The sequence below is a fragment of the Guyparkeria sp. WRN-7 genome (assembly GCF_001641825.1).
GTDB lineage: Bacteria > Pseudomonadota > Gammaproteobacteria > Halothiobacillales > Halothiobacillaceae > Guyparkeria.
The window spans coordinates 1-18,256 of the sequence record NZ_LRFH01000017.1 but is presented as its reverse complement, the minus strand read 5'-3'; the positions used below and the strand labels follow the sequence as shown (position 1 = coordinate 18,256).

General features: G+C 64.5%; 15 protein-coding genes and 1 tRNA gene. 8 read left to right on the top strand and 8 right to left on the bottom strand.

The genetic code is table 11. From position 1 onward, the window contains the following. Positions 1-5: 5 nt before the first annotated feature. Entirely contained in the window at positions 6-461 is a 456-nt protein-coding gene (locus AWR35_RS09885; RefSeq protein ID WP_058575802.1) for a TerB family tellurite resistance protein, read from the bottom strand. Positions 462-552: 91 nt separating this feature from the next. Between AWR35_RS09885 and AWR35_RS09880 the strand changes: the two genes are divergently transcribed. The 4 genes from AWR35_RS09880 (at position 553) to grxD (ending at position 5,344) form a co-directional block, all read left to right on the top strand. Beyond that, complete coding sequence (locus tag AWR35_RS09880; RefSeq protein ID WP_058575801.1) at positions 553-1,287, top strand: SprT family zinc-dependent metalloprotease; 735 nt, start codon at positions 553-555, stop codon at positions 1,285-1,287. Positions 1,288-1,347: 60 nt separating this feature from the next. Beyond that, positions 1,348-3,117, top strand: coding sequence for an N-acetylglutaminylglutamine amidotransferase (locus AWR35_RS09875; protein ID WP_058575800.1), 1,770 nt, complete (start codon positions 1,348-1,350; stop codon positions 3,115-3,117). A 165-nt stretch (positions 3,118-3,282) separates the two neighbouring features. After that, positions 3,283-4,887 carry a diguanylate cyclase gene (locus tag AWR35_RS09870; protein WP_058575799.1) on the top strand — a complete coding sequence of 535 codons (1,605 nt, stop codon included), beginning with the start codon at positions 3,283-3,285 and terminating at the stop codon, positions 4,885-4,887. Positions 4,888-5,005: 118 nt separating this feature from the next. Then, positions 5,006-5,344, top strand: coding sequence for a Grx4 family monothiol glutaredoxin (grxD, locus tag AWR35_RS09865; protein WP_058575875.1), 339 nt, complete (start codon positions 5,006-5,008; stop codon positions 5,342-5,344). An 88-nt stretch (positions 5,345-5,432) separates the two neighbouring features. Here the strand turns inward: grxD and AWR35_RS09860 are convergent, their stop codons facing one another. After that, positions 5,433-7,340 (bottom strand): mechanosensitive ion channel family protein, encoded by a 1,908-nt coding sequence (locus AWR35_RS09860; protein WP_082664061.1) that lies wholly within the window; start codon positions 7,338-7,340, stop codon positions 5,433-5,435. A 313-nt stretch (positions 7,341-7,653) separates the two neighbouring features. Here AWR35_RS09860 and AWR35_RS09855 point away from each other — a divergent pair, with 313 nt between their 5' ends. Further along, the gene (locus tag AWR35_RS09855; RefSeq protein WP_058575797.1) at positions 7,654-9,384 is read left to right on the top strand and encodes a DEAD/DEAH box helicase; all 1,731 of its coding nucleotides are present in this window, start codon (positions 7,654-7,656) and stop codon (positions 9,382-9,384) included. 73 nt (positions 9,385-9,457) lie between these two features. On the opposite strand, the gene AWR35_RS09850 is transcribed toward AWR35_RS09855, so the two are convergent. Further along, on the bottom strand, positions 9,458-9,799 hold the full coding sequence (locus AWR35_RS09850) for a DUF3024 domain-containing protein (RefSeq protein ID WP_058575796.1): 342 nt from the start codon (positions 9,797-9,799) through the stop codon (positions 9,458-9,460). A 12-nt stretch (positions 9,800-9,811) separates the two neighbouring features. Further along, entirely contained in the window at positions 9,812-10,147 is a 336-nt protein-coding gene (locus AWR35_RS09845; protein WP_058575795.1) for a DUF3301 domain-containing protein, read from the bottom strand. Positions 10,148-10,282: 135 nt separating this feature from the next. Here AWR35_RS09845 and AWR35_RS09840 point away from each other — a divergent pair. Together AWR35_RS09840 and AWR35_RS09835 are read left to right on the top strand one after the other, a co-directional pair. Next, a tRNA-Leu gene (locus AWR35_RS09840) sits at positions 10,283-10,369 on the top strand. Positions 10,370-10,499: 130 nt separating this feature from the next. Then, entirely contained in the window at positions 10,500-11,885 is a 1,386-nt protein-coding gene (locus AWR35_RS09835) for an MBL fold metallo-hydrolase (protein ID WP_197408196.1), read from the top strand. A gap of 25 nt (positions 11,886-11,910) precedes the next feature. Here AWR35_RS09835 and AWR35_RS09830 read toward each other — a convergent pair whose 3' ends face one another. Next, entirely contained in the window at positions 11,911-12,768 is an 858-nt protein-coding gene (locus tag AWR35_RS09830; protein WP_231723592.1) for a fumarylacetoacetate hydrolase family protein, read from the bottom strand. Positions 12,769-13,437: 669 nt separating this feature from the next. Between AWR35_RS09830 and AWR35_RS09825 the strand changes: the two genes are divergently transcribed. Next, positions 13,438-14,802 carry an outer membrane protein transport protein gene (locus tag AWR35_RS09825; protein WP_058575793.1) on the top strand — a complete coding sequence of 455 codons (1,365 nt, stop codon included), beginning with the start codon at positions 13,438-13,440 and terminating at the stop codon, positions 14,800-14,802. A 121-nt stretch (positions 14,803-14,923) separates the two neighbouring features. Here AWR35_RS09825 and AWR35_RS09820 read toward each other — a convergent pair whose 3' ends face one another. The 3 genes from AWR35_RS09820 to AWR35_RS09810 all read right to left on the bottom strand — a co-directional run. Next, complete coding sequence (locus tag AWR35_RS09820) at positions 14,924-15,532, bottom strand: superoxide dismutase (protein WP_058575792.1); 609 nt, start codon at positions 15,530-15,532, stop codon at positions 14,924-14,926. Between the two features lie 137 nt (positions 15,533-15,669). Further along, positions 15,670-16,953 carry an O-antigen ligase family protein gene (locus AWR35_RS09815; protein ID WP_082664059.1) on the bottom strand — a complete coding sequence of 428 codons (1,284 nt, stop codon included), beginning with the start codon at positions 16,951-16,953 and terminating at the stop codon, positions 15,670-15,672. Between the two features lie 122 nt (positions 16,954-17,075). Beyond that, on the bottom strand, positions 17,076-18,256 hold a 1,181-nt coding region (locus AWR35_RS09810; RefSeq protein ID WP_156413989.1), incomplete at its 5' end, for a nucleoside-diphosphate sugar epimerase/dehydratase.

Genomic DNA, 18,256 nt, shown 5'->3' with positions numbered 1-18,256 from the left:
GCCCGTCAGGAAGAGGCGCTCGCCTCCTCGGCACGCACGCGGGCGCGGATGAACTCGCTGTGCGGCACGTACAGCAGGTCGGCGATCTGGCGGATGACCGACTCTTCCAGGTGATGCTTGCCGGCATCGGCATAGGCCACACGCCAGAGTGTCTCGATCACCTGGCGTTTCTGCGTTTGATCAAGGCGTTCGTTGAGCAGCCGGACGAAGGGGAAGAATCCAGTCGAGTCGTCCACCTCCGCGGCGGCCCGGTGGACCAGTTCGTCCGCCGCCGCCTCCTCCATGCCGAAATCGTCGACAAGGGTGCGACGAATCACGTCGAGCTCCTCCTCGGCGACATCGAAGTCGGCCCGAGCCACCTCCATCAGCAGGATGGCCACCGCGGCATCGACCCGGGTCTCGAGGGCCTCCTCGGTGGCCGGTTGGTCGGGAAAGAACAGGGATTGCAGTGTCTTCAGCATGGGTGAAACGCGTGATCTTGATGAAATGAACCTGGGACCAGCATAGAACCTTGCCGTTCCGGCCATCACGCTCCGGTAGACTTGTCCCACGATGAAACGCCTGCTCCCCAACCGATCGGCCAAGACACTTGTCAGCCATCTCGACCACCCGCTGGGCGAGATCCGTGTGCAGCGCAAGGCGATCCGGCACCTCTACCTGCGACTCGATCCCGGCGACGGCGCCCTGCGGGTAAACGCCCCGCGCCGTACCTCCGATCGGGCCATCCGGGCATTCGTCACGGCCCGCGCCGACTGGATCGACCGCCAGCGCCACCGCCTGGCACAGCGCCCCCCGATGGTGACCGGCGACCGCCTGCCCGACCAGCTACACCTGCTGGGCGAGGCGCATGCGCTGATCCATGAGGCGACCGACGGTACACGTGGCGGAACGGTGACGCGGGGTGACGGGACGATCCGCATCCGCTGCGCCTACACCGACAAGGCCCGTGATCTCCTGCGCCGGGATTGTCGTCGCCGGCTTCAGACGCTGCTCGACACTCGCGTGCCGCAGTGGGCGGATCACATGGGCCTGCCCCGTCCCGAGACGCGGATACGGCGGATGAGGTCTCGCTGGGGCACCTGCAACATCGGCGCGTGCCGCATCTGGCTCAACCTCGAGCTGGTACGCATGCCGGTCGGGGCGATCGATCTGGTCATCGTCCACGAGCTGGCGCATCTGATCGAGCGCGGTCACAACCGCCGCTTCTACGCCGTGATGGACCGGGCCTATCCCGACTGGCGTCACTGGGAGGCGAGCCTCTCGGAGTACGGCATCATCGGCCTCTAGCAAGCGCGGGTGCGCTAGACTCCCCTTCCCCCAACACCCAGACGACAGGCGAACGAATCGATGTGTGGCATTTGCGGATGGCTGGAAACCGGCAATCGTGACGGCAACCTGACCGCGGTACGGCGGATGATGAGTCGGCTGGAACGCCGCGGGCCGGACCACGAGGGCAGCTTCTCGGACGGCCCGCTGGCCTTCGGCCACCGCCGTCTGTCGATCCTCGATCTCTCGTTTCACGGCCACCAGCCGATGGTCGACCGCGAGCGCGGGCTGGCGATCGTCTACAACGGCACCATCTACAACCACCCCGCCCTGCGCGAGGAATTGCAGGGCCTGGGTCATCGCTTCGCCTCCACCGGTGACACCGAGGTGATCCTGACCGCCTTCCGCCAGTGGGGGCCGGCGGCGGTCGAACGACTCGACGGCATGTTCGCCTTCGCCATCTGGGACATGCGCGACGAGTCGCTCTTTCTCGCCCGCGACCGCCAGGGGATCAAGCCGCTCTACCACACCGTCGGCGAAGGCCCCTTGCGGTTCGCCTCCAGCATCCCCGCCCTGCTCGCCGCAGGAAACGTCGACACCGCCTTCGATCCGGCCGCCCTGCACCACCAGTTCACCCTGCATGCGGTGGTGCCCGCGCCGCGCACCATCTTCCGCGGCGTGAACAAGCTGCCGCCGGGGCACTGGATGCGCATCGACCGCAACGGCAATCGCCAGCTGCAACGCTACTGGTCGATCGATACCGCCGAGGATCATGACGTCCCGGCCGAGGAGTGGCCGGAAATCATCCACCAGCGGCTGCTCGATGCGGTGAAAAAGCGCCTCTCGATCAGTGACGTCCCGGTGGGTGTGCTGCTCTCCGGCGGTCTCGACTCCTCGCTGATCGTCGCCCTGGCCCACGAGGCCGGCGTCACGCCCAAGACCTTCACCATCGGCTTCGAGGATCAGCCGGAAGAGAAAGGCAGCGAGTTCGAGTACGCCGACCCGGTCGCCGAGCGCTATCAGACCGAGCACTTCCGCTTCCACGTGCCCAACGAGCAGGTACTCACCCGCCTGCCCGAGGCGGTGCGCGAGATGAACGAGCCGATGTTCGGCCAGGACGCGGTGGCCTTCTATCTCCTGTCCGAGCAGGTGGCGCGCGAGGTCAAGGTGGTGCTGTCCGGCCAGGGCGCGGACGAAGTCTTCGGCGGCTACTTCTGGTACCCGAAGATGGCGGAGGCGGAGGGCTCCGACCTCGAGCGCTTTGCGCCCTACTATTTCGACCGCAGCCACGAGGAGCTGATGGCGATGGTCACCGAGCGTTTTCGCGGCCCGGACGCGACCAGCGAGCTGGTGAAGCGAGGGCTTGCCGGCAACGGACAGGGTTCGTTCGCCAACCGGGTTCTGGGGTTCGATGCCAGCACCCTGATCGTCGACGATCCGGTCAAGCGGGTCGACAACATGACCATGGCCTGGGGACTGGAAGCGCGGGTACCGTTCCTCGACAGCCAGCTGATCGAAACGGCCATGCGGGTGCCGGCGGACCAGAAACTGTCTCAGGGTGGCAAGGGGATTCTCAAGTCCATTGCCCGGGGCCGGATTCCCGACTCCGTGATCGATCGCCCCAAGGGCTACTTCCCGGTACCGGCGCTGAAGTTCGTGCGCGGACCGTTCCTGGAATTCATGCGCGAGATCCTCTCCTCGGATATTGCGCGCTCACGTGGACTGTTCGAACCGGCCTACGTGGACAAACTTCTCGCCGAACCCGACCGGCATTTCACCCGACTGCAGGGAGCGAAGATCTGGCACCTGGCGGTCTTCGAGCTGTGGCTGCAGGAACAAGGAATCAACTGAACAATCCGGTTCCAATCGCCCAGGCAAATATAAGAAAAGCAATTGCTTGCAGAATATCTGCAAATGCTTATGTGCGATCAAATTGCCGGCCTATCGGTTGGGTATCGATTGCGGTAGAGTCGAGCTCAGGGATTTGCTGAAACGACTCACCGGAACGAGCCCACCATGCCCGAGAATGCCCAGTCAGAGTCCGATACGATGGACCCCCGCGATCGGGAGACCGGCCCGACTGACTGGCCCATGGCGGCCGCTTCGCTTCGCTCGACCATCGACGACCCGACAGCGCGACGCGCGACCCGTCTCGCCGACCTGCAGAACCAGGTGCGCGAACTGATCCAGCGCGCCCGGCATCAGCAGTTGCGCGTGCTGCTCGGAGCCCTCAATCGCATCGACCAGGAAATCGACCAGGAGCACACGCGCGGTTCCGCCGATCTCTCCCGGCTCAATCGGTTGATCCGCTACTTCGACCGGCTGGTGCATCATCTCGAGCGCACCGAGGATGAGACCCCCGAGGCCATCGCGCTGTACACCGGCAGCCGCGACGTCCCCGAGTTGCTGGACGATTCGCTTCGACGCAGCGGTTTCGGCGCCCATCCGATCAACCTCGAGAATCCGGATCCGGCCCTGCTGGAGCACACCGGTCTGCTGATCTACCTGGCCACCAACGGCGCCGACCATCAGCGGGAGCTCGAACGGCTTCGCGAACTGAAGAAGCGGATGTCGTCCTGCGCGCAGTCGCTGATGATCAGCCAGCGCGACGACTTCGCCATTCGTGCAGCCGCGGTCCGGGCCGGCATCGACCACGTGATCACCTACCCGATCGACTCGGCCCGCCTCAACAGCCTGCTCTCCGGCGCACGCGCCTACGAATGCGACGACGAGCAGATCACCGTGCTGCTGGTCGACGACATGGCCACGGCCGGCATGTACTGGCGCAAGCAGTTCGCCCGCGCCAACGTGCGCCTGCTGTTCGAGACCCGTCCGGAGGCGGCCTTCGACACGGCGCTTTCCGAGGCACCCGACGTGGTGCTGCTCGACCTGTACATGCCGGAGATGGATGGCGTGGACCTGGCGCGCATCTTCCGCGAGCACCCGCAGCTGTCCGACGTGCCGATCCTGTTCATGTCGACCGAGGAGCGCGACCAGCACCGACTGGAAGCCAAGCTTCAGGGCGGCGACGATTTCCTCAACAAGTCGATCGCCGGCGAGGACCTGATCCGCATGGTGCGCTATCGCGCCCAGCGCTACCGCCAGGCGCGCGCCGAGCGGCGAACCGATTCCCTCACCGGACTGTTGAATCACCGTGCCATCACGGAAAGGGTCGACAGCGAGCTCGACCGCGCGATCCGTCAGGAACAGCCGCTCTCGGTCGTCATGATCGACATCGACAAGTTCAAGCACATCAACGACACGCACGGCCACCCCAGCGGCGACCGTGTGATCCGTCGACTCTCGACGCTGCTCAACACCCGCTTGCGCAAGTATGACGGCGTGGGTCGGTACGGTGGCGAGGAGTTCATGGTCGTCCTGCCCGCGACCACGGTCGATGCCGCCGCCCAGCTGATCGACCGGCTGCGCGAGCAGTTCGCCGAGGCGGCCATCACGACCGAGGCGGGCGATACCATCCACTGCCAGTTCAGCGCCGGCGTGGCCGGCTACCCCGAGCACATCACGCCGCAGGAAATCATCAACGCGGCCGACGGTGCGCTGTATCGCGCCAAGCAGGCCGGCCGCAACCGCGTCGACGTCCGTCACTACGAGGCGGACTGAGCCTCCGGCCATAAAAGCCATACGGGGCCGGACGCCTTGTCAAATCGGTACCAATATGGTCCTATATGGACCAACGAAAGACTTCGTTCCCAGCGACACCGATTTGGAGGCCATCACCATGGATGCTCTCGAGCGCATCGACCAGTTCGTCAAGGAAAACCCGATCCTGATCTTCATGAAGGGTACCCCGCAATTTCCGACCTGCGGCTTTTCCAGCCGCACCGCGGAGGCGATGAAGGCCTGCGGCGTGCCGTTTGGCTACGTCAACGTCATGGCCGACCCGGAAATCATGCAGGCCCTGCCGAGCTACCAGGACTGGCCGACCTTCCCGCAGGTCTACGTCAACGGCGAGCTGATCGGCGGCGCGGACATCACCATCGAGATGTACGAGCGCGGCGAGCTCAAGCCGCTGTTCGAGGAAGCCGCGGCCAAGGCCGAGCAGGACAAGGGCGAGTAACTGCCCGACGGCAAATCAGCCACCGCGACCCGGCGTCATCGCCGGGTTTTTTATGTCCGCCCCGCCGTCACGCGACTCGTGACTCCCCTCAGGCGTTCCTGCCCAGGTCCTCGGGGCGCTCGCCCACACCCTGCTCCTCCTCCTGGGACCGTAGCGGCTGCTGCGAGTCCGACGGGGCCATTGACGTGTCGCCTTCCGACACCTCCTCGTCCGACCTGCGCTCCAGCAGCACGCGCGAACGCGGCAGATACCGACCGCCGTCAAGCTCCTGCAGGTACGCGATCAGGCCCTCGCGCACCTTGCAACGCAGGTACCACGCCGCGAGCCCGTCGGTCGCACTGACCAGTGCCCGCACTTCGATCGTCCAGTCACGACACCCGGTGACCAGGACGCTGGCAACCTCGCCGTCGTGATTGTCATCGTCCCGCACCAGCTCCGCCAGCTTTTCACGCAGGCGCTCGATGGGCACGGTGTAATCGAGATAGAGATACACCTCGCCGTAGATGTTCAGGTCGCCCTCCTCGTCGGCATACGAGTAGTTGTAGACCGGCTCGTCGATCAGCATGGTGGTCGGCACGGTCAGGCGGCGCAGGTCCCAGATGCGTATCACCACGTAGGTGTAAGTGATGTTCTCGATGTAGCCCCACTCCCCCTTGAATATCACCATGTCGCCGATGCGCATCGGCTGGGTCAGCGCCACCTGAAGTCCGGCGAACAGGTTGGCGATCGTGCGCTGCGCGCCGATGCCGATCACCACACTGATCAGACCGGCCGAGGCGAGCAGCGAGAGCCCCAGGGAGGCGAACCAGTCGAACGTCGAGAGGGCCACGACGGCACCGATGAAGAAGATCACGCCGATCAGCGACCGGCTGAGCACCGTCATCTTGGTGTGGTAGGTGCGCGCCAGGAACACGCTCTTGTCCTCCAACCGCCGCAGCTTGCGCTTCCCGTAGGCGGAGAGATACATCCGCACCACATTGATCAGCAGCCAGGTGATCGAGGCGACCACGCCGACGAACACCAGCGAGTCGAACAGATCGTTCCACTGCGGCGGCAACAGGATCACCGGGCGGAAGACCGACCCAAGCAGGAGAAAGAAGACCAACGACAGAAAGCCTCGGCCGATATAGCGCTGCAGAAACGGCAACCAGTTCTTGACCACATGGCTGGGCAGGAGGCGCCCGGTCAGTCGCAAACCCGCACGCCGGATCAGCAGCGCCAAAAGCACGCTGGCCATGAGCGCCGCCCCCGCCAACGCCAGTCGAAACGCCCCCGTGCCGAGCAGCTCGTACTTCACCCGGTAGAAGGGGAACACCGAGACGATCCGACCCATGCCGGTGTTGTCATACAAAAGCTCGGTGCCCTGCACGGTCTGTGCATCGACCAGCCAGCGGACCTGGTCATCCGTGGTCGTTCGCACCAGCCGAACGGGGATTTCTTCGCCATCGACTTCGAACGCACTCAACAGGATCGACTGGCGTGGCGCCCGCCCCTCCTCGCGCTCCGCCTCGCGAAGCCCGTCGGACTCGTCCGGCAACACATTCTCTCGAAGCTTGAGCCGCTGCCGCAGCACGTAGGTGAGCTTGCCGGCGATGTCAGCGGCCTCGGTGTGACTCATGTCACCGGGCAACTGCAGGGACTTGGCCGCCTGTTGATAATCCCCGCCGCCAGCAGCCACGAGAAGGTTCGTCAACGTTCCGCGCGGATTGCCGAGATCGCCGATCGCCGCCCGACGCAATTCCCCATCCGGTCCATACAAGCGGGAGTCCAGGTCGGGCTTGGGTGGCGACTCGCCTTGTTCTTTGCTCACCGATTCCTGCGCAGCCCCGGAGGACAGCGCACCGGCCGGCGCTGCCTCGATTGGCGAGACGAGCGCGATTGCCAGCAACAGGACGGTCATGCCGGCGATCAACCGCCTTGCGTTCAGGGCCATGCACCCCGAGTGCGCGATCATTCGCCTCCCCGGAAAGGGGAACGGGTCGAGTCCATTGGGCATCACGAGCTCCTGTGTGGTCCCGGGCGCCGCAAGCGGCACCACGCCTCCCCAACATAGCAGCACCCCGACCGGCAGGACCCGATCCCGGACGGCAGTACGCAAAAAACCGGGACATTACGGGCCAGCCGGGGTATGATGCCCGGCTACCCGGGACTACCGCACGGCCTCGACGGCCAAATCGCGCCCCCGGATTCCGCCGAGCCACGAGCCCGCCAGTGAAGAGCCCCCGGACAACTCGGGATCCGCTCTTGATGTGTGAGGGCCCCGCGCCCGCCAGTTCCCCGCGGCACCTGCCGCCCATTGTGAGCATCCCATGTCCGATACTCCCGCCGCCGAGCAAGCCTCGGTCCGCTTTGCCGATCTTGGTCTGAACCCTGCCATCCAGCAGGCCATCCAGGACGTCGGCTACGAAACCCCCTCCCCGATCCAGGCACAGAGCATTCCGCCGCTGCTGGAAGGCCGTGACCTGATCGGCATGGCCCAGACCGGCACCGGCAAGACCGCCGCGTTCTCGCTGCCGCTCTTGAGCCGCATCGACACCTCGATCCGCGCCCCGCAGATGCTGGTGCTGGCTCCGACCCGGGAGCTGGCAATCCAGGTCGCCGAGGCGATGGCCAACTACGCCCGCCACCTGCCCGACTTCCACATCGCGCCGATCTACGGCGGCCAGGCGATGTTCCAGCAGCGCAAGCTGCTCGACCGCGGCGTGCACGTGGTCGTCGGCACACCCGGCCGGATCCAGGACCACCTGCGCCGCGGCACGCTGCAGTTCGACCAGATCCGCATGGTCGTCCTCGACGAGGCCGACGAGATGCTGCGGATGGGCTTCATCGACGATGTTGACGCCATCCTTGCCGAGGTGCCGCCGGAGCGCCAGGTGGCGCTGTTCTCCGCCACCATGCCCGAGCCGATCCGCCGGATCGCCCAGCGTCACCTGCGTGAGCCGCAGGAGATCAAGATCAAGGCGACCACCAGCACCGTCTCGTCGATCCGCCAGCGCTTCTGGCCGGTCTCGGGCATGCACAAGCCCGACGCGCTGACCCGCATCCTCGAGGTTGAGGATTTCGATGCCGGCATCATCTTCGTCCGCACCCGTCAGGCCACCAACGAGCTGGCCGAGCGCCTCGCCGCGCGCGGCTACTCCGCCGCAGCCCTGTCGGGCGAGATGGGTCAGGCCGAGCGCGAGAAGACCGTCGACAAGCTCAAGAACGGCCAGCTCGACCTGGTCGTGGCCACCGACGTGGCCGCCCGCGGCCTCGACGTGCCCCGCATCAGCCACGTGATCAACTACGACATCCCCTACGACACCGAGGCCTACGTCCACCGCATCGGCCGGACCGGCCGTGCCGGTCGCTCGGGCGAGGCGATCCTGTTCGTCACCCCGCGCGAGAAGCGCATGCTCAAGGCGATCGAGCGGGCCACGCGCCAGCCGATCGAGCAGATGCGTCTGCCGAGCGCGACCGACATCGCCAGCCGTCGCAGCGCGCAGCTCAAGGACCAGATCACCGCGGTACGCGAGGCCGAGGACCTGACGCCGTTCGTCGAGCTGCTCAACGAGTACCAGAACGAGCACGACATCGAGATGGCCGAGGTCGCCGGTGCGCTCGCCTTCCTGCTGCAGAAGGACCGTCCGGTCATTGCCGAGCAGATCAAGGAGATGACCCCGCCGCCGGCCATGCGCGAGCGGGACCGCGGCGAGCGAGGACCGCGCGACGATTCCGACAAGGTCCGCTATCGCATCAGCGTCGGCCGCGAGCACGGCGTTTCGCCGGGCAACATCGTCGGCGCACTGACCAACGAGGGTGGCATCCACGGCAAGCAGATCGGCGCGATCGAGATCGAGTCCGATCACACCTTCGTCGACCTGCCGGCGGGCATGCCGGATCGCCTGATCCAGCAGCTTTCGAACATCCACCTGTTCGGCATCAAGCTGGCCCTGCAGAACATGGGCCCGGCACCGGCAGGACGACCGCGCCGCCGGCCGCGCCCCGGCGGCCACCCGGGCAAGGGGCGTCCGCCCAAGCGCAAGTTCGATCGGCGCTGATAGTCGCCACCGAACAACGAAAAAGGCCGTCCTCCGGGACGGCCTTTCTTGTTTACCACATGCGAACGGGCCCTTAGCCAAAGAAACAGGCGTTCGGATCCTCGTCGATTTCCTGCAGCAAAGCCTCGAGCCGCGCCGCTTCCGGCATCGGGGAATAGCGCCGCCAGCGCGCGCCTGACGGTTTCCAGTAGAGCTTCCACACCGAGCGCGACATCACGTAAACAAGCCGGGCGAAATCCTCCTCGATCCGGTGCCCGCGCATCGAACGACGGAACTCGAACAGCTCGATCTCGCGACCGTCCAGCCGATAGCCGATATCCAGCTGCTCGCGCAGGGCGACCGGCGGACGCCTCGACTCGACGAAGTCCGCCACCTGCCGCTCCGCCCGTCGGCGGTCCAGTTCGTTCCAGGCCATCACCGTCACCGATCAGTCGCGTTCGTGACGCCAGTGCGGGTCGCCCAGGTCCAGCTCGAGGTCGGCCAGCCGGTCGCCCGCAAAATCGACATGCCCGCGAAAGCGGTCGTAACCGCTCTTGGAGAATTCGAAACCGAACCGACGGGTCAAGTGCGGCCATCCCCGGTCATCGCGCGCCAGGCCGACGCGACGCAGGCTGACCGTCTGATCGAGCAGCTGAACGTCGGCCTTGTCGGTCGCCTGTCGGGCCAGGGCCAGGGCGCGGCGTCGAAAGCGATCGTGCCGCACCCAGATGCCCACGGCGGCGATCACCAGGATCAGGATGAAAAGGTCCCCGAGGGTCCACATCGATTGACGGTTCCTTGACGAGACGACCCCGAGCGGTCGGGGTCATCGAATGAGCTTGAGTCGGCTTGCCGGCGCCATCCGAGGTCGCCCGGCATCTTGCCTTTGTACCACAGGTGCGCTACCTTTCGCCTCCCTGCCGGGGTGGCGGAATTGGTAGACGCAGCGGATTCAAAATCCGCCGGGGTAAAACCCGTGTCGGTTCGAGTCCGACCCTCGGCACCAGAACCGACTCGACGATTGAAGGCGACATCCAGGTGTCGCCTTTTTTCGTTTCAGGCGCAGCAACAACGAGCACGTTTACGTGCTTGAATAGAGGCATCAACCGATGCGGCGACGGCCAGGGAGGTCGACCATGATGCGCTTGTCCTTTCACGGTGCGAACCGGGGCGTGACCGGCTCCTGCCACTTGCTGGAGCTCGACGGGCTCAAGGTGCTTGTCGACTGCGGGCTGTTCCAGGGCGGCCACGAGATCGACGAGGAAAACACCGCGCCGTTCGGTTTCGATCCCGCCGAGATCGACCTCCTCCTGCTCACCCACGCCCACCTCGACCACTGCGGTCGCATCCCGTTGCTGGTCAAGCGCGGCTTCGAGGGCGAGATCATCGCCACCCCGGCCACTAGAGAACTCGCCCGCGTGGTGTTGCTGGACGCGGCCCATCTTCAGGAAGAAGAGGCCGAACGGCATGCGCGCAAGGCCAAACGGCGCGGCAAGAAGCCGCTTGAACCGCTCTATGGCGAACTCGATGCCCTCAACACCATGGATCTTTTCGGTCGCAAGGCGCATTACGAGCGCGAACTGGAACTGGCGCCCGGTGTGACGGCGACCTTCTACGATGCCGGCCACATCCTCGGCTCAGCCAGCATCCGCCTGACCTACCGCGATGGCGCGGACGAAAAGGCGATCATCTTCTCGGGCGACATCGGCAGCAGCAATCGCCCTATCCTGCGCGACCCGGTACCGCCACCGCCGGCCGAAACCGTGGTGATGGAGACCACCTATGGCGACCGCGATCACAAGCCGCTCGCCCCGTCGGTCCAGGAGATGTACGACATCATCAACGAGACCATGGCGCGTGGCGGCAACGTGATCATCCCCACGTTCGCGCTCGAGCGGGCCCAGGAGCTCCTCTATCACCTGCGCGAAGGCGTGGAACAGGGCATCATCCCCCGCACCCTGCCGGTATTTCTCGATTCGCCGATGGCCATCTCGGCCACCGAGATATTCCGCCACCACCCCGAGTGCTACGACGAGGATGCCTGCGCCCTATTCGAGCGCGGCGACGACCCGTTCTGGCTGCCCGGCGTGCACTTCACCCGCGAGACCGCCGATTCGATGGCCCTCAATCGCCTGAGTGGCGGCGCGGTGATCATGGCGGGGTCCGGCATGTGTACCGGCGGGCGCGTACGCCACCACCTGCGCCACAACCTGTGGCGACGCGAGGCGAGCGTGATCTTCGTCGGCTGGGCCGCACCGGGCACGTTTGCACGGCACCTGATCGACGGGGCCGAGCGCATCCGCCTGTTCGGCGACGACATCCCCATCAAGGCACAACTGCACACCATCAACGGCTTCTCCGCCCACGCCGATCGCGACGAACTGCTCGCGTGGCATGGCGCGATCAAGCCGGACCGGACCATCCTGGTCCACGGCGAGGAAGAGGTGATGGCGGCCTTTGGCGAGACCCTGCACGGCACCGAGGTGCTGATGCCCGAACAGGGCGAAATGATCGAGCTCTAGGAGCGTTGGCGGCACCCGCCACCTCTCAGACGAAGCGGCTCACCAGTTCACCGATTGCCTCGATCGAGACCCGCACCTCGTCGCCCGGCTTGAGGTAGACCGGCGGCTCGTGCCCTGCCCCGACCCCGGCAGGTGTGCCGGTGGCGATGATGTCCCCCGGCTGCAGCGTGACGTAGCGGGAGATCGTCGCGATGATCTCGGGCACGGAAAAGATCATCTGGTCGAGCGAGGCGTCCTGACGCAACTCGCCGTTGACGCGGGTCTGCAGCCGCCAGTCGCGCACATTCCCGGCCGCCTCCTCGGTGAGGATCACCGGCCCCATGGGGGCATAGCCGTCAATGCTCTTGGCGAGGAACCACTGCACGTGACGTCCTTGCAGGTCACGCGCGGAAACATCGTTGATCAGCGTGTAGCCGAAGACGTGATCACGGGCATCGCGCTCGTCGATATAACGCCCGCCCTTGCCGATCACCACGGCGAGCTCGCCCTCGTAGTCCGTGGTCTCGGTTGGGTCGGCGGACAGATCCACCAGGCCATCCGGACGATTGACCGTCGTGGTTGCCTTGGAAAAGACGATCGGGTGGCTCGGGATGGAGCCGTAGCCAAGCGCTTTCACTTCGTTGACGTGATCCGCGTAGTTCTTGCCGACACAGAAGATATCGCGCTTGGGCACAGGAACAGGTGCCTCGACGCGAACATCCGACAAAGATCGTCGTGGCGCCTGCTCGGCCAGACTCTCGATCGAGCCCTTCCAGTCGTCCCACTGCTCGATCAACGCCACCATCGATTCGGGAAAACAATCCGTTGTCGCAGCCAGGTCGGCCACGGTCGCGCCCCCGACGTACATGGCGATCCGTTGCCGACCATCGATCGAACAGGTCATCAACTTCATCCGTTCCTCCACGCTTCGATCCGAGAAAATGAGATCCCTCTGGAGAACCCTAGCGCAATTCGCCCCACGAACGTGTTCCGGTATCGCACAGACGGCCGTGCAGCAGGCCCGCCTACACCGGCTGGCCGCCAAGTTGGCGCTCTTGACGTCGCCGGCTCATCACGACGTTTCACCGGTTGCGCCCCCCTCACGCTCCACGTCGCCCGTTGGGCGCCAATGCGGTCCGCCACAATGGAGCCGACTCTGCGAATTTTTCTTGCAGGCACGTCGTTCAAGGATTCACGGTTTTGCAGAAAACCACCCCGCGAATCGTGAATGCCACGGAAAATACCTAACTACCACTGCATATTCAGCAGCTTACCTATGCACCAATGACTCTGATTAAGCGACCTCTAATATATGGAAATCACTCTCCCAGCTCGGCACTAGGTTTTTTAATCATCACTTAATGTTTTTGAATGGGAAAATTAACGGGTTCTGATACGTTGATCATCGTCGCTGATCCGGGCGGGCCGATGCAGACGGCCGCAAGGATTGCCTTGGCAAGGAAATAGCCAGGCCCGATCAACGTGCTCTGCATGCCGACAGGACTGTCGGCGACATGGATTTAAACAACAACGATTTCAGGCAATGGAATTGACGACAGGAGAGGAAAGAGGAATGACCTTCAAAAGGACCCTGCTAGCAGCAGCCATCACCGGCGCGACTCTCGCCGCCGGCACCGCCCACGCCACCAACGGCTACTTCTCGCACGGCTACGGCGTGAAGAGCATGGGCATGGCAGGCGGCGGCGTTGCCTTCGCCAACGACAACGTCATGGCAATCGCCAGCAACCCGGCCGCCCTCGCGGACGTGAGCGATCAGGTTCACTTCGACGTCTCGTGGTTCAAGCCGGTTCGTGGTTACGAGTTCGAAACCACCAGCCCGGCAGGCACTCTGTCCGGCGAAGGCGACAGTGACCGTGAAGCGTTCTACATCCCGAGCCTGGGCATGAGCTACGCCCTCACCGAGGACGACAGCATCGGTATCGCGGTCTACGGCAACGGTGGCATGAACACCGACTTCCCGGCGATTTCCGGCAACTACCTGGGCTTCCCGGGCGTCCCGGCCGACGGCCCCTACGGTGACGGCCCTGCCGGCGTGAACCTCGAGCAGCTGTTCATCACGCCGACCTACTCCCGTCAGTTCATGGAAGACAAGCTGACTGTCGGCATCAGCGCCGTCATCGCCCGTCAGAAGTTCAAGGCCAAGGGCCTGGGCAACTTCAACGGCACCGGCCCGGTCGCACAGGCCTACCCGCTGCCGCCGTTCACTGTTGACCCGGCCAACATGACCAACAACGGTCACGACAAGGTCTGGGGCTACGGCGGCAAGATCGGCGTCACCTTCAAGCCGACCGACAAGATCGCCCTGGCAGCCAGCTACCAGTCCGAGATCGACACCGACGAATTCGACAAGTACTCCGGCCTGTTTGCCGAGGGTGGCGACTTCGACATCCCGGCCACCTGGACTCTCGGCATCGCGGCCGACGTGCACGAGGACGTCACCGTCACCTTCGACTACCAGCGCATCAACTACGACGGCGTGAAGGCGATTTCCAACCCGTCCAATGAATACCTGTTCATGTGCATGGGCGGCGACACCAGCAAGTGTCTGGGCGGCGAAGATGGCGCCGGCTTCGGCTGGAGCGATGTCGACGTATTCAAGCTGGGCGTTCAGTGGCAAGCCACTCCGCAGCTGCAGCTGCGCGCCGGCTGGAACCGTGGCGACAACCCGATCAGCTCGGAAGACGCGCTGTTCAACACCATCGCTCCGGGCGTGGTCGAGAACCACTACACCGCCGGCTTCAGCTACGCGTTCAACAAGAACCACGAGCTGCACGGTGCATTCATGTACGCCCCCGAGGTCGAGGTCAACGGCTCCAACCCGCTCCTGACCCAGCTCAGTGGTGGCACCACGACCCAGGACCTCACCATCCGCATGAAGCAGTACGAGGCAACCGTGGGTTACACCTACAAGTTCTAAGCCACGACCGCTTCGAACAGAACCGCCCTTCGGGGCGGTTTTTTTGTGCCGGAAACCACGAGTCCGGCATAAAAAAAGCCGGGCGCAAGCCCGGCTTTTCTCGTTGCGGCGGTGAGACGGCTTACTTGGCCGCGTCGTAGCGCTTGACCACCTCGTCCCAGTTGACCACGTCCCAGAAGGCGTTGACGTAGTCCGGACGGCGGTTCTGGTAACGCAGGTAGTAGGCATGCTCCCAGACGTCCAGGCCCAGGATCGGGCTGCCCTTGACCTCGGCGATGTCCATGGCCGGGTTGTCCTGGTTCGGCGTGGAGGTGACCTGCAGATTGCCGCTGCCATCGACCACCAGCCATGCCCAGCCGGAGCCGAAACGGGTAAGTGCGGCATTGTTGAACTTCTCGACGAAGTCATCGAACGAGCCGAAGGTCGAGGCGATGTCGTCCGCCAGCACACCGCTCGGCTTACCGCCACCGTTCGGCGACATCATCTTCCAGAACATGTCGTGGTTGAAGTGACCGCCACCGTTATTGCGCACGGCAGTCGGCAGCTTGGAGATGTTCGCCATGATCTCGTCGATGGGCTTGTCGTCCCACTCGGTGTCCTTGATGGCGTCGTTCAGCTTGGTGACGTAGGTGTTGTGGTGCTTGGAGTGGTGCAGTTCCATCGTCTGTGCGTCGATGGACTTCTCCAGGTCACCGTAGCCGTACGGCAGATCAGGCAGTTGGAAAGCCATATCGAGATCTCCTTCTTGGTTGCTCAACAAAAAGACGGCCTCCCGACCGGAGCCGGGAGGTGCAAATCTGACCAAAGGATAGCAGGCGATGGCGCTCTCTGGCGGGGCTAGATGCAAAAACCCAGCAGTGGACTGGGTCAATCGGCGCCAGTACCAGCACCCAACGATGAGTTCACGATCGCCCTATGTCGCTCTCCGGCCACCACAAGCGCGGTCGCAAGGCCGATGACGGGCCAGACGACCGCGAGTGTGTACGAGGCATAGAAGCCAAAATGGGTATTCAGCGGCCAGAGCGCCAGCCCGACAGCGAGAGCGCCGGCTCCGGCAATCATGTCCCGCCCGCCATATCGCCACAGGAACACAAGAAAAAGCACGTAGCCAAGCAGATAGGCCGACAGGCCGATCAGGCCGGTGCTGACCTGCACGTCCAGAGCAAACAGATGAAGATGCGTGTAGCGGACCTCGCTGTATCCACGATCGACCGCCAGCGCCTCGAAACCGCGCACGCCCACGCCCAGCCAGGGGTCATCCTGGGCCAGCTGCCAACCGGCAGTCCAGACATCCCCCCGCATGGCCGTCGCCGCATTGAATGCCTCGCGGTCAAAATCGAACACCTTGGCGGTGACCATCACCCGATCTCGGGTCTGCGGGGAGACCGTCAGGACGGCGCTGATGGCAAGCACGAGACCGAGCAATGCCGCGAGCATCCACTGCCAGCGCACCCGATACCGCCAGACGACAAGCCCGCCATAGGCGAGCACGGCAAGGCCCATGACCAGCATGGCGGACCGCGAGCCGGTCAACACGATCGTCATCAGGATCGGCAGAAGCGTGAGCCCCCAGACCAGACGACGGTGCATGAGGCGCCGAACGGCCTCCAGTACGAGCGGCAGCAACTGCGCCATCACCACGCCCATGGTCAGATTGGGGTGGAACATCCCGGTCAGTCGCCGCTCGTTGTACGGAAAACCGAACAGATTCGAGCCGAGGAAGAACTGGATCAGCCCATCGATCGCCCAGACAAGACACACGCCCAGCACCACGTTCAGCAGAAAGGGCGTGATGTCATGCCGATAAGCGGCCCAGATCACCGGCAATGCGGCCAGCGCGTAAAACGGGTAGTAGGCGGCCGTGTTCGATGCCCGCTCGAAATTCGCCGCCCCGGCAAGCGCCAGCAGCTGGGGCAGCCAGATCGCGGTCAGCAGGACAAGCAGCCAGCGTATCGCTGGTCGGCCGATGATTTCCTTCCCGCGGGTCGCGAGCAGCCAGATGGCCAGGAGCGCCAGGAGAGCCAGCGGGGCATTGACGCTCCGCCCGAACGGCAAGGCGAAGATCGTCAGTGAGAAGAGTGTGACGATACCCCACGTCCAGCCGTCCCAGTCCGAAGGCATCCGAGCGTCATTTTTGGGCAGGAAAGGCATGAATCAGGGTCGTCCGTGAACAAGAGGAGAAACGAGGCATTGTACCGTGCACCGGATTTGCACGCGTGCCACGCGGCGAATCGCGCCCCACGGGCAACCGTGGCCCGTCACGGTTGGCGGAATCAGCTCGGCTCGTCCTGCCAGCAGTGATCCTCGATGCGATGGTGAGGCTCGTAACCACTCACGACATCGGCGAGGTGAGTGCGCACCGCCGGAAGGTCGAAACGGTCCATGTCCTTGCGCAAGCGAGCCAGGCGTTTCTCGAACACGCTCCAGGGCAGACAATCCTCGCTGGCGCGCAATATGCGCGGATGGGCGGTGCCGCTTACCGCCTCCCCGATCAACAGTTCCTCGAACAGCTTTTCGCCCGGGCGCAGGCCGGTATAGACGATCTCGACATCGCCGTCCGGATTGCGCTCGTCACGCACCTCGAGGCCACTGAGGTGCACCATGCGACGGGCAAGCTGGGCAATCTTGACCGGCTCGCCCATGTCGAGCACGAACACGTCCCCGCCCTGCGCCATGCTGCCCGCCTGGATGACCAGCTCGACGGCCTCCGGGATGGTCATGAAGTAACGGGTAATGTCCGGGTGCGTGACCGTGATCGGCCCGCCGTCGGCAATCTGCCGACGGAACAGCGGCACGACCGAGCCACTGGATCCCAGCACATTGCCGAAGCGCACCATGCTGAAGACGGTGTCGGGCGAGTTTGGCTGGAGCGCCTGCAACGCCATCTCGGCAAGACGCTTGCTCGCGCCCATGATGTTGGTCGGCCGGACCGCCTTGTCGGTGGAGATCAGAACGAAATGGGACACGCTCGATGCCGCCGCGAGCCGTGCCGCGATCAGGGTACCCAGCGCATTGTTCGACAGCCCCTCGACCGGGTTGTGTTCGACCAGCGGCACATGCTTGTAGGCCGCCGCGTGATAGACCGTGTCGACCGCAAACCGGTCGAACAGCCTCGCCAGGCGACGTTCGTCGAGCACACTGCCCAGTGCCGCGATCACCTCGATCTCACCGTTGGCCACCCCCGGCAAAGCGCGCAGTTCCTGGTCGATCCGATAGAGCGCGAACTCCGAAACCTCGAACAGGATCAATCGTTTGGCACCCTGCGCGATCACCTGCCGGCACAGCTCCGAGCCGATCGACCCGCCCGCCCCGGTCACCAGTACCGTCTTGTCGGTAATGCAGCGGTGCATCAGCTCGACATCCGGAGCCACCGGTTCCCGCCCCAGCAGGTCCTCGATATCGATCTCCTGGATCTGGTCGAGCGTCGCCTTGCCGGCGAGGATGTCGTTGATGG